The organism is Streptomyces boncukensis (assembly GCF_011045075.1).
GTDB classification, from domain to species: Bacteria; Actinomycetota; Actinomycetes; order Streptomycetales; family Streptomycetaceae; genus Streptomyces; species Streptomyces boncukensis.
Genome location: NZ_JAAKZZ010000150.1, coordinates 1 through 14,900, shown reverse-complemented (window position 1 = coordinate 14,900; position 14,900 = coordinate 1). Strand labels below are relative to the sequence as shown.

The 14,900-nt window shown below is 71.7% G+C and carries 15 protein-coding genes; 10 read left to right on the top strand and 5 right to left on the bottom strand.

Features of this window, described 5'->3' with window-relative positions; genetic code table 11:
• Positions 1 to 651: 651 nt before the first annotated feature.
• Together G5C65_RS16410 and G5C65_RS40140 are read left to right on the top strand one after the other, a co-directional pair.
• The gene (locus G5C65_RS16410) at positions 652 to 1,518 is read left to right on the top strand and encodes a helix-turn-helix domain-containing protein (RefSeq protein ID WP_165299586.1); all 867 of its coding nucleotides are present in this window, start codon (positions 652 to 654) and stop codon (positions 1,516 to 1,518) included.
• Positions 1,519 to 1,521: 3 nt separating this feature from the next.
• On the top strand, positions 1,522 to 1,728 hold the full coding sequence (locus G5C65_RS40140; RefSeq protein ID WP_338146441.1) for a DUF397 domain-containing protein: 207 nt from the start codon (positions 1,522 to 1,524) through the stop codon (positions 1,726 to 1,728).
• A gap of 330 nt (positions 1,729 to 2,058) precedes the next feature.
• On the opposite strand, the gene G5C65_RS16400 is transcribed toward G5C65_RS40140, so the two are convergent.
• Positions 2,059 to 3,714: a beta-N-acetylhexosaminidase gene (locus G5C65_RS16400; protein WP_165299584.1), complete on the bottom strand. Its 1,656-nt coding sequence runs from the start codon at positions 3,712 to 3,714 to the stop codon at positions 2,059 to 2,061.
• 197 nt (positions 3,715 to 3,911) lie between these two features.
• Between G5C65_RS16400 and G5C65_RS16395 the strand changes: the two genes are divergently transcribed.
• The 5 genes from G5C65_RS16395 (at position 3,912) to G5C65_RS16375 (ending at position 8,064) form a co-directional block, all read left to right on the top strand.
• Complete coding sequence (locus G5C65_RS16395; protein WP_165299583.1) at positions 3,912 to 4,457, top strand: 2-oxo-4-hydroxy-4-carboxy-5-ureidoimidazoline decarboxylase; 546 nt, start codon at positions 3,912 to 3,914, stop codon at positions 4,455 to 4,457.
• Positions 4,458 to 4,617: 160 nt separating this feature from the next.
• Complete coding sequence (gene sdhC / locus G5C65_RS16390; RefSeq protein ID WP_165299582.1) at positions 4,618 to 4,998, top strand: succinate dehydrogenase, cytochrome b556 subunit; 381 nt, start codon at positions 4,618 to 4,620, stop codon at positions 4,996 to 4,998.
• Between the two features lie 6 nt (positions 4,999 to 5,004).
• The gene (locus tag G5C65_RS16385) at positions 5,005 to 5,502 is read left to right on the top strand and encodes a succinate dehydrogenase hydrophobic membrane anchor subunit (protein WP_165299581.1); all 498 of its coding nucleotides are present in this window, start codon (positions 5,005 to 5,007) and stop codon (positions 5,500 to 5,502) included.
• A gap of 28 nt (positions 5,503 to 5,530) precedes the next feature.
• A complete protein-coding gene (gene sdhA, locus G5C65_RS16380; protein ID WP_165299580.1) occupies positions 5,531 to 7,285 on the top strand; it encodes a succinate dehydrogenase flavoprotein subunit in 1,755 nt (584 codons plus the stop codon).
• The gene (locus tag G5C65_RS16375; RefSeq protein WP_165299579.1) at positions 7,285 to 8,064 is read left to right on the top strand and encodes a succinate dehydrogenase iron-sulfur subunit; all 780 of its coding nucleotides are present in this window, start codon (positions 7,285 to 7,287) and stop codon (positions 8,062 to 8,064) included. The genes sdhA and G5C65_RS16375 overlap by 1 nt, the downstream gene beginning before the upstream one ends.
• A 51-nt stretch (positions 8,065 to 8,115) precedes the next feature.
• Here the strand turns inward: G5C65_RS16375 and G5C65_RS16370 are convergent, their stop codons facing one another.
• Positions 8,116 to 9,609 carry a sialidase family protein gene (locus G5C65_RS16370; RefSeq protein ID WP_165299578.1) on the bottom strand — a complete coding sequence of 498 codons (1,494 nt, stop codon included), beginning with the start codon at positions 9,607 to 9,609 and terminating at the stop codon, positions 8,116 to 8,118.
• Between the two features lie 493 nt (positions 9,610 to 10,102).
• Here G5C65_RS16370 and G5C65_RS16365 point away from each other — a divergent pair, with 493 nt between their 5' ends.
• Positions 10,103 to 10,909: a trypsin-like serine peptidase gene (locus G5C65_RS16365; protein ID WP_420903323.1), complete on the top strand. Its 807-nt coding sequence runs from the start codon at positions 10,103 to 10,105 to the stop codon at positions 10,907 to 10,909.
• Positions 10,910 to 10,951: 42 nt separating this feature from the next.
• Here G5C65_RS16365 and G5C65_RS16360 read toward each other — a convergent pair whose 3' ends face one another.
• Entirely contained in the window at positions 10,952 to 11,509 is a 558-nt protein-coding gene (locus tag G5C65_RS16360; RefSeq protein WP_165299577.1) for an ABATE domain-containing protein, read from the bottom strand.
• Between the two features lie 105 nt (positions 11,510 to 11,614).
• Here G5C65_RS16360 and G5C65_RS16355 point away from each other — a divergent pair, with 105 nt between their 5' ends.
• Both G5C65_RS16355 and G5C65_RS16350 read left to right on the top strand, forming a co-directional pair.
• Complete coding sequence (locus G5C65_RS16355; protein WP_206441871.1) at positions 11,615 to 12,019, top strand: carboxymuconolactone decarboxylase family protein; 405 nt, start codon at positions 11,615 to 11,617, stop codon at positions 12,017 to 12,019.
• Positions 12,016 to 12,942, top strand: coding sequence for a phosphotriesterase family protein (locus G5C65_RS16350; protein WP_165299576.1), 927 nt, complete (start codon positions 12,016 to 12,018; stop codon positions 12,940 to 12,942). Before G5C65_RS16355 ends, G5C65_RS16350 begins: the two co-directional genes overlap by 4 nt.
• 6 nt (positions 12,943 to 12,948) lie before the next feature.
• On the opposite strand, the gene G5C65_RS16345 is transcribed toward G5C65_RS16350, so the two are convergent.
• Positions 12,949 to 13,338 (bottom strand): hypothetical protein, encoded by a 390-nt coding sequence (locus G5C65_RS16345; protein ID WP_165299575.1) that lies wholly within the window; start codon positions 13,336 to 13,338, stop codon positions 12,949 to 12,951.
• Positions 13,339 to 13,395: 57 nt separating this feature from the next.
• Positions 13,396 to 14,900: arabinosylfuranosidase ArfA (gene arfA / locus G5C65_RS16340; protein ID WP_165299574.1), on the bottom strand; the 1,505-nt coding region annotated here is incomplete at its 5' end.

Sequence of the window (14,900 nt, the reverse complement as noted above, 5' to 3'; positions counted from 1 at the left end):
GCCTGACCATCGCCGTGGGCGCGGGTCACCAGGGCAGATCCGTGCCCACAGCCGAGGTAAGAGCGGGCTGAAGATTCGCTTCACCCCCGCCCTGAAGGACGGAGCACTGCGAATGATCCCGGTAGCCGAAGAGGAGGCAGGTCCCCCAGGCCCAACAGCCCTGTCGGACCGCGTCACTCGCAGGAGCCTGAGGACACCCAGTCTCAGCAGCCGCCGTCGCGACTGCGTTGGCAGTCACACGTGAGACATGACCGTCCGTCAGAGTCCCCTCGCTACCGCCATGTCTGGCCCATCGTGCTACCCGGTCAGAGATCGACTTGAAGAGCGGCATCACAGGCATCAGGCACTCCAGGACGCGAGGGGGGTGTACTCGGCCTCGCGTCGCGGGGAGCACTCACCACCTGCCCGCGAGCGAGGCCGAGCCCGTCAACAGCACGGTCTTACACAGCCGTTGACGATCTTGTTACACCACGAAGCGGCTGACGCACGCTGCGTGGCGACGACCAACAGCATGGACCCACACACCGCCAACTCGCAACCCATGAACTAGCACATGTGTAAGTTCATGCTCTCGGAGGCCCGCTCAACGCGCCTGTTGCGGGGTGAGACCATGTGGACACCGCAGTGGGTGTAGCCAGAAGGAGGAACCTCATGAGCAAGCTGCTGGCCACCGCCCGGAAGAGGCGGCTGGCTATGGAACTGCTCAAGATCCGTAAGGCTGCCGAGCTTCCGCGCAAACGGATGGCCGAGGAGTTGCGCTGCGACATCTCCCGCATTTCCCGCATTGAGGACGGCAAGGCCGTCGTTAGCTCGCTGGAGCTGTCCATCTGGCTCTCCGCGTGCGGCGTGCAGGCTGGGAGTGACTATGGCAAGGCCCTGGAACGGCTTCGGAAGCAACAACGTCATCGTGGCTGGTGGATGAAACAAGGGGACCTCATCCCGCCGAAGCTCCAAGAACTCATCTCCCTGGAGGAGTCAGCACGTGTCATCTTCGAGCATCGCCAGGTGACGCTTCCCGGCCTACTTCAAACGCCTGAGTACGCAGACGCGATGATTCGCAGCTTCCCCGTCAGCGGCGAAGGCACTGCCGAAGAAGCGGTTGCCGTTCGGATGCAGAGGCAGGAGGTGTTTCACAAGCAGGACGGGCCCCGAGCTTTCTTCGTGCTCGATGAGGCGGCGCTTCATCGTGTCGTCGGCGGGCCCAAGGTCATGAAGGAACAGCTAGACAAGCTCGTAAAGATGAGCAACGCTCCGTATGTGAACATTCAGGTTCTGCCATACGATTGTGGAGTTCATGAATCGGTGGCAGGGAGCTTCTGCCTGTTCTCGTACACAGAACCTAGCGCGATGGATGTCGCCCTGGTTGAGTACCTGCAAGGCAGGCTGGTCCTGGAGGACGATGACGACGTCGAGCCGTTCCGGCGATCCGCTGATCTCCTCAAAGACCAAGCGCTTGGGACCGGCAAGTCCAAGGAACTGATCCGCGCCATCGCGCAGAACCTTTACGTGAGTGACTGAGAGATGAGCATGCGACACGACCTCCCTCCCATTTGGAAGAAGAGCTCCTACAGCGGAAGCACCGATAATGCTTGCGTTGAGACGCAGATGACGTCAGAAGGCTCGGTTGCCTTCCGAGACAGCAAGGGGCCTGAGCTGGGAGCCCATGAGGTGTCTCCATCCGCCTGGGCCGCTTTCACATCCGCGCTGAAGGACGGCCGCCTGTCCTGAGCCCCTAGAGATCACGGCCCCGGCTCGAACCGGGGCCGTGGCATGCCTGTGCCCGGAGGAGTTGCTCCGTGCTCACGTGACCAACGGATGACCAACAGCGCCCGGAAGCACTGAGAACCGGCAGGACACGGCCCGCAGCGCACGAGACTGGCCGTGTCCCGAACCAGCGTTGCTTTACCTGGTCAGAGGGTCAAGTGACCACTTAGCCCCCAGGGGTGGCGACCTCGGCCGTCTTCGCGTTTTCCACCCTCTGACCAGGCGCTCCAGGGGAACGGGTGGTGCCGGTCACGAAGAGGTCGCCGTCGGCGCGCCCCGGCGAGCCGCGGCGGGCTACGACACCTCGCCGGCCAGCTTCGTGAAGTCCCCCCAGCTCCGCTTCGGCCGCTCCGGGTCCCACACCTTCTGCGCCATCGCCCGCAGCGGCATCCGGATGCCGCGGGCCACCTGCTCGGTGGTCTGGGCCCCCGCCAGGTCGCCCCAGACCGCGAACCGCGCCCCCGGGATGCGGTCCGGGCCCGCCCACTTCGCGGGCACCGGGCTGGTGCCGCGCAGTACGGCGGGCGTCCACTGCTCGTAGATCCGCCGGCCCGTGGGGTAGGTGAAGTCGTTCGGCTGGCCGAGGACGTAGTACAGGTACTCGTCGTTGAGGTTGAGGACCTTCCAGCCCTCCCTCAGATACTCCTCCGGCTTTCTGGCCCCGTACTCCTTGCCCGTCCAGTAGGCGACCTCGCGCCCCCGCGAGGGCCGCACGACGCCGCCGCTGTGCATGCCGTCGTTCCAGACCTGCGGGATCTTGCCGTGCTTGCGCACGGTCGCGGCCCGGTCGTTGAGCCAGGCCGTGGCGAGGTCCTGGATGCCGGCGGCGGAGCCGTGCCGGGCGCGGGCCGCGGCGGCGAGCCCCGGGTAGGTGGCGGCCGGGTCCGAGGTCAGCAGCGCCGGGTACTCGTCGCCGCCCAGGTGCCAGTACCGGCCGGGGAACAGGTCGGTGTACTCGCCCAGCAGCTCGTCCACGAGCTTGGCGGCGGCAGGGCGGGAGATGTCCAGGGCGCCGCGCGCGACGCGCCCCGTGGCGCTGCGGAGCTGGAGCTGGGGGTGGGCGCGCAGGACGGCGCCGAGGTGGCCCGGCGAGTCGAACTCCGGGATGACGGTGATGTGCCGGGACGCGGCCAGCCGCACGATCCGCCGCACCTCCGCCTTGCTCAGGTGCGGCGTCGAGACGACCTCGGGGTGGGTCTCGCTCTCGATGCGGAACGCCTGGTCGTCGGAGAGGTGGAGCTGGAGCTGGTTCAGTTTGAGGTCGCCCATCTCGCGGATGCGGCGCTCGATCCACGCCGCGCTGAAGTGCTTGCGGGCGATGTCGAGGGAGAAGCCGCGCTGCGGCCGGTCCGGCGCGTCGCGCACGGTGCCGTCGGCGAAACGGCCCTGGGCGCGGTACGTCTGGAGCAGGGTGCGGGTGCCGTAGAAGGCGCCCGCTTCGGAGCCGCCGGTGATGGTGATCCGCCCGGCGCGGCTGGTGAGGACGTACGCCTCGGGGCCGCCCGGGGAGGCGGCCCGGACCTTGGCCGAGGTCTTCAGCTCGATGTCGGCGGTGCGGGCCGGGCCCCGGGACGTGGGCACCTTCAGCTCTCCGGCGAGCAGCCGGGCCTCGTCGGCGAGCGGGCCGTCCGGGGCCGCGACGACCCGGGTGTCCCGGGTCGGCTTCCAGCCGGGGCCGCGCACCGGGCGCCAGTCGCGGACGGAGGGGATGCTCGCGGGCGCGGGCCCGAGCCGCGCGGGCCCGGTCGGGGGCTTGGGTCCCGGGGTGCGGGACGCGCCGGGCGCGCGGTCGTCGCCGGCGGTCGGGCGTTTGCCCGCGCTTTCGCCGCCGTCGCCGCCGTCGCCGTGCCCGCCGTCGCCGCCGAGTCCGTTCAGCGAGAGCGCCGCCACGGCCCCGGCGACCAGCACCGCACCGGACACAGCGAGCGTTCTTGGCCAGTTTCGTCCCATATGAATACGGTATTGCCCTTTCACTGCGATCCTGTCAGCTATGCATCACACAGCGTTCCCTTTTGAGTGAAAAGACGAGCATCACTCCGACGGCGCCCTGCGCACACGGCTACGGTGACGAGACTCCTACCTCACGTGTGTATCCGACGTCACATCGCCGCTATCGTCCACACTGTCCGTCCGGCCCCGAGGAGCCCATGCCCCTGCCCCCTCAGCGAAGCGAGGCGTCCACCCCTCTCCCGCCGCTGGAGCGGATCAACGACTCCCCGCCGGCGGTGGCGGAGGAGGCGCTGCTCGGGTGCTGCGGCAGCGCACGCTGGGCGCGGCGGATCGCCGCGCACCGCCCGTACCCGGACCTGGAGGCGCTGCTGGCGGCGGCCGACGAGGCGAGCTACGACCTGACGGCGGAGGACCTCACCCAGGCGCTCGCCGCGGAGGCGGCCCCGCATCCGCCCGGCTACCCGGCCTGGGAGCCGCAGCCGGGGACGCTCGCGGCGCACACCGCGCTGCGCGCGGCGCAGGCGGCGTACGAGAGCAGATTCCGGTTCCCGTTCGTGATGTGCCTGGACGAGTGGCCCCCCGGTCAGCGGCTCGACCAGACGCTCGCCGCGATCCGCGTCCGCCTCGGGCACGAGGAAGAGGAGGAGCGCGCGGTGGCCGCCGACGAGCTGCGGAAGGTGGCGCGGGGGCGGCTGGCCCGGCTGGTCGCGGGCCGCGTCGCTGGGCCAACCGTGGCTGATTGATCACACCTGCGCACCCCGCCCCGGCGTGCCGACAGGCCGTCGATACGATGACGGATGGCCGGTGGACCGTACCCGGCCGGGCCCGACCGACCAGTGCGTGCTTTTGTGGAAGAACGAAGTGGGCGGCTGGCCCCGATATCCGCTCCCGGAGGGTTTTTCCGTGCCGGCTGGAACGCTGTACCGCGGCCGGGAAGGAATGTGGTCCTGGGTGGCTCACCGAGTCACCGGCGTCCTCATTTTCTTCTTCCTGTTCGTACACGTCCTCGACACCGCGCTCGTCCGCGTCTCGCCCGAGGCGTACGACGACACCGTGGCGATCTACAAGACTCCGCTCGTCAACCTGATGGAGTACGGCCTCGTCGCCGCCATCCTGTTCCACGCGCTGAACGGCCTGCGGGTCGTCGCCGTGGACTTCTGGTCGAAGGGCGCCAGGTACCAGAAGCAGATGCTGTGGACCGTGATGGGCATCTGGATCGTCCTCATGGCCGGGGCCTTCTACCCCGTGCTGCAGCACACGCTGCGCGAGCTGTTCGGGAGCTGATGCGCGATGTCGACCGAGACCGCCAAGACCGGGGACGCGGCGCAGGACGCCGCCCCCGCCGTGTCGGACGTCAGCCTGTACGACGTGGACAACCCGGCGCCCGTGATCGAGCCGCCGCGCGCCCGCACGGCCCGGACCCCGAAGGCCACCCGCACCAACTTCGAGCTGTACGGCTGGCTGTTCATGCGGCTGTCCGGCATCGTGCTCGTGGTGCTGGTCATCACGCACCTGCTGATCCAGCTCGTCCTGGACGACGGCGTGAGCAAGATCGGCTTCGCGTTCGTCGCCGGGCGCTGGGCCTCGCCGTTCTGGCAGGTGTGGGACCTGGTGATGCTCTGGCTGGCGATGCTGCACGGCGCCAACGGCCTGCGCACGATCATCAACGACTACGCCGAGCGGGACAACACCCGCTTCTGGCTGAAGATGCTGCTGTACACCGCCACCGTCTTCACCGTCCTCCTGGGCACGCTGGTGATCTTCACCTTCGACCCGAACATCCGCTGACCGGGAGAAGGAGAAGAGGTTCCCTCCCATGCAGATCCACAAGTACGACACCGTCATCGTCGGTGCCGGCGGCGCCGGGATGCGCGCCGCGATCGAGTCGACGAAGCGCAGCCGCACCGCCGTGCTGACGAAGCTCTACCCCACCCGCTCCCACACCGGCGCAGCGCAGGGCGGCATGGCCGCGGCCCTCGCGAACGTCGAGGAGGACAACTGGGAGTGGCACACCTTCGACACCATCAAGGGCGGTGACTACCTGGTCGACCAGGACGCCGCCGAGATCCTGGCGAAGGAGGCCATCGACTCGGTCCTCGACCTGGAGAAGATGGGCCTGCCCTTCAACCGCACCCCGCAGGGCCGGATCGACCAGCGCCGCTTCGGCGGGCACTCCCGCAACCACGGCGAGGCCCCGGTGCGCCGCTCCTGCTACGCGGCGGACCGCACCGGCCACATGATCCTCCAGACGCTGTACCAGAACTGCGTGAAGGAGGGCGTGGAGTTCTTCAACGAGTTCTACGTGCTCGACCTGCTGCTCAGCGAGGTCGACGGGCAGCGGCGGACCGCGGGCGTCGTGGCGTACGAGCTGGCGACCGGCGAGATCCACGTCTTCCGCGCCAAGGCGGTCGTCTTCGCCTCGGGCGGCAACGGCAAGTTCTTCAAGGTCACCTCGAACGCGCACACCCTGACCGGGGACGGGCAGGCGGCGGCGTTCCGGCGCGGGCTGCCGCTGGAGGACATGGAGTTCTTCCAGTTCCACCCGACCGGCATCTGGAAGATGGGCATCCTGCTCACCGAGGGCGCGCGCGGCGAGGGCGGCATCCTGCGCAACAAGGACGGCGAGCGCTTCATGGAGAAGTACGCGCCCGTCATGAAGGACCTGGCCTCGCGCGATGTGGTCTCCCGCGCGATCTACACCGAGATCCGCGAGGGCCGCGGCTGCGGCGCCGACAAGGACCACGTCTATCTGGACCTGACGCATCTGCCGCCGGAGCAGCTGGACGCCAAGCTGCCGGACATCACCGAGTTCGCCCGGACGTACCTGGGCATCGAGCCGTACACCGACCCGGTGCCGATCCAGCCGACCGCGCACTACGCGATGGGCGGCATCCCCACCAACGTCGAGGGCGAGGTGCTGGCCGGCAACACCGACCCCGTCCCCGGTCTGTACGCGGCGGGCGAGGTGGCCTGCGTCTCGGTGCACGGCGCGAACCGGCTGGGCACCAACTCGCTGCTGGACATCAACGTCTTCGGGCGGCGGGCCGGGATCGCCGCGGCGGAGTACGCGGCGACGGCGGACCTCGTGGAGCTGCCCGAGGAGCCGTCGAAGTTCGTCGAGGACGAGATCGAGAACCTGCGGGACGCCACCGGCAACGAGCGGGTGGTGGAGATCCGCAAGGCGCTGCAGGAGACCATGGACCGGAACGTCATGGTCTTCCGCACGGAGCAGACGCTGAAGGAGGCCGTCGAGGAGATCGGCCAGCTGCGCAAGCGGTACCGCAACATCAGCGTCCAGGACAAGGGCAAGCGCTTCAACACGGATCTGCTGGAGGCCCTGGAGCTGGGCAACCTGCTCGACCTGGCCGAGGTGACGGCGGTCTCGGCGCTCGCCCGCAAGGAGTCCCGCGGCGGGCACTACCGCGAGGACTTCCCCACCCGCGACGACGTCAACTTCATGCGGCACACCATGGCGTACCGCGAGGTGGGCGACGACGGCACCGAGTCGATCCGGCTGGACTACAAGCCGGTCGTCCAGACCCGCTACCAGCCGATGGAGCGTAAGTACTGATGGGCACAGCGACACTTGAGAAGAACGACTCCGCCGGTCCGGTCGACTCCGCGGAGAACAGCGCCACCCACCTGATCACGGTGGTGCTGCGGATCCGCCGCTTCAACCCGGAGGTCGCGGAGGAGTCGAGCTGGCAGGACTTCACCCTGAAGATCGACGCCAAGGAGCGGGTGCTCGACGCGCTGCACCAGATCAAGTGGGAGCAGGACGGCACGCTCACCTTCCGCCGCTCCTGCGCGCACGGCATCTGCGGCTCGGACGCGATGCGGATCAACGGCCGCAACCGGCTGGCGTGCAAGACGCTGCTGAAGGACATCAACCCGGAAAAGCCGATCACGGTGGAGCCCATCAAGGGCCTCGCGGTCCTGAAGGACCTGGTGGTCGACATGGAGCCGTTCTTCCAGGCGTACCGGGACGTGATGCCGTTCCTGGTGACGTCCGGGAACGAGCCGACCCGCGAGCGGCTGCAGTCCGCGGCGGACCGGGAGCGCTTCGACGACACCACCAAGTGCATCCTGTGCGCGGCGTGCACCTCGTCCTGCCCGGTGTTCTGGAACGACGGGCAGTACTTCGGCCCGGCGGCGATCGTGGGCGCGCACCGCTTCATCTTCGACAGCCGCGACGAGGCCGGCGAGCAGCGGCTGGAGATCCTGAACGACCGGGACGGCGTGTGGCGCTGCCGTACGACGTTCAACTGCACGGACGCCTGCCCGCGCGGCATCGAGGTGACCAAGGCCATCCAGGAGGTCAAGCGGGCCCTGATCACCCGCCGCTTCTGACGCCTCCGCCGCCGGAGCGCCGGCGGCACACACCGGGCGGCGCCGGGCCCCTCAGCGGGGGCTCGGCGCCGCCCGGTGTGTACGGCCGGATGCCGCCTCGTCACCCAGCCACCCCACGCGGAAGCGGGAGAAGTGGATGCCGCCGGTGGCCCCCACCTCGTACAGGCAGCCCACCGTGCCGTCGCGCAGCACGGCCAGCGCCGAGTAGCCCGCGAGGCCCGGCTTGAGGACGGCGCGGTACGGCCAGCTCGCACCGTCGTCGCGGCTGTAGCGCACGGTCAGCTCGTGGCGGCGCTCGGCGGAGGCGGTGTTGCTGAACAGCACGTCGCGGGTCAGGCCCGGGAGTCCGGGGCCGGGCCGCAGATGGGAGATCTCGTCGGCGTTGTTGCCGGGGTCCACCAGCAGCGCGGAGCGCGTCATGGGGCCGAACGGGCGGGCGCCGTCCGGCGATGTGGCGTAGTGGCGGGCGCCGCCCTCGTTGTGCCGCATGTTCTGCGCGAGGGCGCCGGTGGCGCCGCGCTGGACGGGCTTGGACTCGTTGACGCCGGTGCCGGCCGCGGCGCCGGTGCGCCAGGTCTTCCCGTGGTCGTCGCTGATCAGGTTGGCCGCGTGGGTGGCGCGGCGCTCGTCGCGGTAGACGAGGGGCTGGACGAGCCGCCCGGTGCTGGTCTGGATGCCGTGCCCGGAGGCGGCGAACAGCTTGGCCCAGGACGGGTCCTTCACCCCCGGGGTGACGTCCACGGGCGGGCTCCAGGTGCGCCCGTCGTCGTCGCTGGTCCGGTAGAGGACGCGGCCGCTCTTGGTGTTGCCCGCGAAGAAGTTCGTGCCCGGGGGCCCGTAGTTGTAGAAGAGGAAGACCCGGCCGGTGGCGCGGTCCACCAGCAGGCTGCTGTCGCCGGTGCCGTCCCGGGTGCTCTCCGCGTGCGCGACGATCTCCGGCGGGCTCCAGGTGGCGCCGCCGTCGGTGCTGCGGCGCAGCCCGACCTGGATGTCGGCGGGCAGGTCGGACGGCCCGTCCACCCGGGCGTCGACGGCGGCGAGCAGGGTGCCGGAGTTGGTGGCGGCCAGCGCGGGGATGCGGACGGACGCCGCGGTGCCGGGCCGCTCGGCGCCGTCGTCGGCGAGCATGCCCCGGAAGACGGTGCGGGTGGTGAACAGCCGGGTGGTGTTCATCCCCGGCGTCCCCGCGCGCAGTCCGCACGCGGCCCGGCCCCGCTCGGCCGCGCGGAACCCGCCGGGCCCGCTGACGCGCAGCGCGTACGGGGTGCCCGGCGGCAGGGACCAGCGGACGGCGGCGGCGCGCCCGGCGGCGACCTCGGGTGCGGCGCGCTGCCCGCGCTCCGGCCCGGTCACGGTGAAGGAGGCGGCGCGAGCCGAGCGGTTCTCCAGGGTGAGCACGAGCCGGCCCTGGGTGCAGTCGACGCCGACCCGGGCGGCGTACGGCCGCTCGGCGGCGCGGGCCGCGCCTGCCATCCCACCGCCGGCCATCCCCCCGCCGGCCGCCACGAGCAGGGCGGCGAGCCCCGCGATCCCGGCACTCCGCATCTCCGGCTCCCTTCGCTCGACGATCCGGACTACCGGATCCGCGCACCGGAGCGCGCCCCGACGCGCCGTCAGGGGCGCGAACGGTGAAGGGCGGAATCCGGTCAACTGCGTCCCGTCGCGTACGCGGGCCCTGGCGCTCCCGCCCCGTTCCGGCACCATGCGGACATCCGCACCGCTCGTCCGTCCCCTCCAGAAGGAGTACGTGTACTGCGTTTTCCCGGGGGGCGACCCCCGTGCCCCGGCCGCCGGCGGCTCCGGCCGCAGCCGCGGCGGGGCAGGTCAGACCGATTCCGGACCGACATCGCAAGGGAAGCCCAGTGACAGACACGAGGTGCACCACGAGACGAACGCGACGGATCTCCCTCCCGCTGGCCGCGCTGGCGGCCGCCGCCGGGCTGCTGCTCGGCGGGGTGCAGGCGGGAGCGGCGGCAGCGGCGGCCCCGCGCCGGGTGGGGCCCAGGAAGGCGCCGCCGGCTACTGGACGCCCGAGCGGATGCGGCAGGCCGAGCCGCTCGACCTGCTCCCGGCCGGCCCGGACGAGCGCCGCGCCGTCCCGGCGGGCCCGGCCCGTACGGTCGAGCCGACGGCGGCGTCCGCCACCGCGCCCGGCACCACCGCCTTCCCGGAGACGGGCGCCCCCTGGACCGGCGGCGGCGAGGTGGCGACGACCTCGGGCCGGGTCTTCTTCACCTTCGACGGCAACCCCTCGTCCTGCTCCGGCAACGCGGTCACCAGCGACAACGGCAGCACCGTGCTGACGGCGGGGCACTGCGTGAAGTACCAGGGCTCCTGGCACACCGACTGGGTCTTCGTGCCCGGTTACCACGACGGGCAGGCCCCGTACGGCCGCTGGAGCGCGAGCGAGACGCTCACCACCCCGCAGTGGGAGGCGAGCGAGGACATCAACTACGACGTCGGCGCGGCCGTCGTCGCCCCGCTGGACGGGCAGCGGCTCACGGACGTCGTCGGCGGCCAGGGCCTGGCCTTCAACGGCGCCTACGGCCAGGACATGTACGCCTTCGGCTTCCCCGCGGCCGACCCGTACGACGGCGAGCGGCTGATCCACTGCTCAGGGACGACGTTCCAGGACCCGCTGCTCTCCGACGACCACGGCATGGACTGCGATATGACGCCGGGCTCCAGCGGCGGCCCGTGGTTCGCGTCGTTCGACGAGTCGACGGGACGGGGGCTGCAGTCCTCCGTCAACAGCTTCGGCTACGTCTTCCTGCCGGACACGATGTTCGGCCCGTACTTCGGCGCGGCGGCAGAGGGCCTGTACGAGACGGCCCAGTCGAGCTGACCCGCGCACCCCGGCGGGGCGGCGGAAGGGCCGCCGCCCCGCTCAGCGCGCCCGCCGCGCGCGGTGGGCGCGCACCCGCCCCCGGCTCGCGCAGGCCGGGGACGGGCACCAGCGGCGCCGCCCCGAGGTGTCGGTGAACACGCCCCGGCAGTCGTCCTCCGGGCACACCTTCAGCGCGTGCCGCTCCGCGCCGGTGAGGTGCTCGGCCGCCTGCCGCGCGATCCGGGCCAGCGCCGCGCCGACGCCGGGCGGCGCCGTACGCGTCAGCCGGTCCCCGCCCGCCAGCCGGACCGGGTCCTCGTACTCGGCCAGGAAGGCCGTCAGATCGGCGACCGCGCCGTCCGGCGGCGGGCGCCCCTCCACCGTGGCGAGCGCGAGCAGCCGCAGCGTCTCGCGCAGCCGGTGCGCGAGCTCCACCTCGGCGCCGTCGCTGCCCCGGCCCGGCGACAGCTCGCAGCGGGCGAGCCACTCGTCGAGCCGGGCGGGCGTCGCCAGCCGCTCGACGGGGTGCGCGGCGAACGTACGGCCCCGGGTGGCGAGCAGATTCAGCCATGTCGCGCCGCAGTCGAAGCGGAAGGCGAGCTTCTCGTTCTCGGTCACCCCAGGAGCGTAACGCGTGGTCCGTTACGCGTGCTACGGTGCACGGCAGTCCATCCGTAACGCCACAAGCGTTACGCGCTGCTCCACCGAAAGGACCGGCACGCCATGGCACCGCGCATGCGCCCCGCGCCCCTCGACCGCGAGGCGGGCTACGCCCTCCTCGACACGCTCCAGGACGAACACACCCAGCAGGCGGCCCTCCCCGGCCTGGAGGCGATGGCGCCCGGCTTCGGCGACTGGGTGGTCACCGCGCTCTTCGGCGGCACCTACCAGCGCGAGGGGCTCTCGCTGCGCGACCGGCAGATCGCCAACCTCGCCGCGCTCACCGCGCTCGGCGGCGTGGAGCCGCAGCTCGCGGGGCATGTGCGGACCTCGCTGCGGATCGGCATGGCACGCACGGAGATCGCCGAGGTCCTCGTCCACGTAGCGCCGTACGCGGGGGTGCCCAGGGCGCTGGCCGGGCTGCGCGCCGCGGCCACGGCACTGGACGGGACGGAGGGCGAGCGGTGACGGCGCCCGCCGTACGCACCGTGTGCGGCGACGTCCCGCCCGCCGGGCTCGGCGTGACCGACGCGCACGACCACCTCTTCCTGCGCTCGGCCTCCCTCCCGGGCCAGGAACTGGACGACCCCGCGGCCGCCCTCGCCGAACTGCGCGCCTTCGCCGGGGAGGGCGGCGGCGCCGTGGCCCAGTGGACGCCGTGGGGCCTGGGCCGGGGCCGGGCCGCGCTGCCCGCCCTCTCCCGCCGCAGCGGCGTCCATGTGATCGCCGCCACGGGCGTCCACCAGCGCGCGCACTACGCCGCGCCGGAGCGGGACCGGATGCCGCGCGACGCCGAAGCGCTCGCCGCGCTCTTCACCCGGGAGCTCACCCGGGGGCCCGTACGGGCCGGGATGATCAAGGTGGCGGGGAGCTTCCACGGCCTCGACGCACACGCGGAACGCTCCCTGACGGCGGCCGCGCTGGCCCACCGCGCGACGGGCGCGCCCATCGGCGTCCACCTGGAGGGCGGCACGGCGGCGCTGGACATCCTCGACCTGCTGTGCGGCACGCACGGCGTGCCGCCGCACCGGGTGCTCCTGGGCCACCTGGGGCGCGCCCCGGACCTGCGCACCCACCTGCGCGCCGCCGAGTGCGGCGCCTACCTCGCCTACGACGGCCCCTCGCGGGCGAACCACGCCACGGACTGGCACCTGTTCGACTGCCTGACGACGCTGGCGGAGGCGGGCCACACGGACCGCCTCCTGCTGGGCGGCGACACGACGACGGCACGGGCCCGCTCGGCGGACGCCGGCGGCGAGGGCCCCGGCCCGCCCTTCCTGCTCACCCGGATCCGCCCGCGCCTGGAGCGGGAGCTCGGCCCGGACGCGACCCGCGCCATCCTGACCGCCAACCCGGCCCGCGCCTTCGCGGCGGAGTGGGCGACGGGGTGATCGAGTTCAGCCCGTTCTCGCGAGGAACCCCGGGCGTTCATGCCGGAGGACGCTTGAGCGCGCGAGACCTGCCGGGTGCAATCCCCGGCATGCGGGGCGTGAGTCACGCGTCCCGACCGCCCCGCCAGGGCGGTCACGATGCGGGAGGCACCATCGCGGCCGACGCTCGCGGATCAGGTCGCCGTCCGCGATACCCGTCTCGGCGAGTACCGCGCGGACGCCGGCGAGCGCGTCACCGACGTCCGTCTCGACTCCGGCCAGGGTCTCCGGCTCAAGGAACGTCCCGTCGATTTCCGGTACCCGTACGAGGGCGGCGAGCATGTCCCGCCCCTTGGCGCGCAGCTCGTAGGTGCGGCAGCGCTCCCGCACGCGTGCCTTCAGCTCGGCCTCGATCATCGCCTCCCCTTCCCGTGAGACTGCCTCCGCCGCTCGACGCTGTCCGCACCGGTGTCGTCAGGTCAGACGAATGACGTTCCAGGACAGCGGCTCCAGCGCCGTGCGGAGGGTGCCGGTGGCGTCAAGGGTGGTGCCCGTCGCGAGGTGCGGGGTGACGCGGTCGGGGGCAGTGAGGGTGTTGCGGGACTCCGGGTCGGCGTCCGCGAGCACGGAGTGTTCCGCGACCTCCGTCAGGGACAGGCCGTACAGGCGCGCCTCCAGCGGGAGTTCCTCGTGCTGGGAGCGGTTGACGGCGAAGAGGGTGACCGCGCCCGTCGCCTCGTCCCGTACCGCCGTCGCGTGGAGCAGGGGGACCTCGCCGTAGCGCGCCGTCTCGTGTGCCGGGGACTCCGGGCGTACGTCCAGCACCGTGCCCCGGCCGTACGCGGACGCCTGGGCGAACGGGTAGAACGTCGTCTGGCGCCACGCCGGGCCGCCGGGCTCCGTCATGATCGGGGCTATGACGTTGACCAGCTGGGCCAGGCAGGCGACCGCCACGCGGTCCGCGTGGCGGAGGAGGGTGATCAGGAGGGAGCCGACCACCACCGCGTCGGTGACCGTGTAGCTGTCCTCCAGGAGGCGCGGCGCCTCCGCCCAGTTGGGCGGGTTCTCCGCGAAGTCCCGGTGGTAGTGGCTCTGGTACCAGACGTTCCACTCGTCGAAGGAGAGGGTGAGCTTCTTCTTCGACTTGCGGCGGGCCGCCACGTGGTCGCAGGTGGCCACGGTGTTCCGGATGGCCGCGTCCATGTCCTCCGCCGAGGCGAGGAAGGAGTCACGGTCGCCGTCCAGCTCCTGGTAGTAGACGTGCAGCGAGATGTGGTCCACGAGGTCGTAGCACTCCCCCAGGACCGTCGCCTCCCACTCCGCGAAGGTCGGCATGCCCGGGCCGGAGCTGCCGCAGGCGACCAGTTCCAGGCCGGGGTCCGGGTCCTGCTGGCGCATCGCGCGGGCCGTCTCGGCTGCCAGGCGGCCGTACTCCGCCGCCGTCTTGTGGCCGGTCTGCCAGGGGCCGTCCATCTCGTTGCCCAGGCACCACAGCCGGATGCCGTACGGGTCCTTCGCGCCGTGCGCCGCCCGGCGGTCCGAGAGGGCCGTGCCGGACGGATGGTTGGCGTACTCCAGCAGATCGAGGGCCTCGGCCACCCCCCGGGTGCCGAGGTTGACGGCCAGCATCGGTTCGCCGCCCACCTTGCGGACGAAGTCGGCGTACTCGGCCAGGCCGAACTGGTTGGTCTCCGTGGACTGCCAGGCCAGATCCAGGCGGCGCGGCCTGGCCTCCTTCGGGCCCGTGCCGTCCTCCCACTTGTAGCCGGAGACAAAGTTGCCGCCGGGGTAGCGAACGGCGGTCACGCCCAGCTCGCGGATCAGGTCGAGGACGTCGGTGCGGAGGCCCTCCGGGTCGGCGGCGGGATGGCCGGGCTCGTAGATGCCGGTGTAGACGCAGCGGCCCAGGTGCTCGACGAAGGAGCCGAACAGGCGCGGGTCGGTGCGGGAGACGGTGAAGGCGGGGCTGAGGGTGAGGC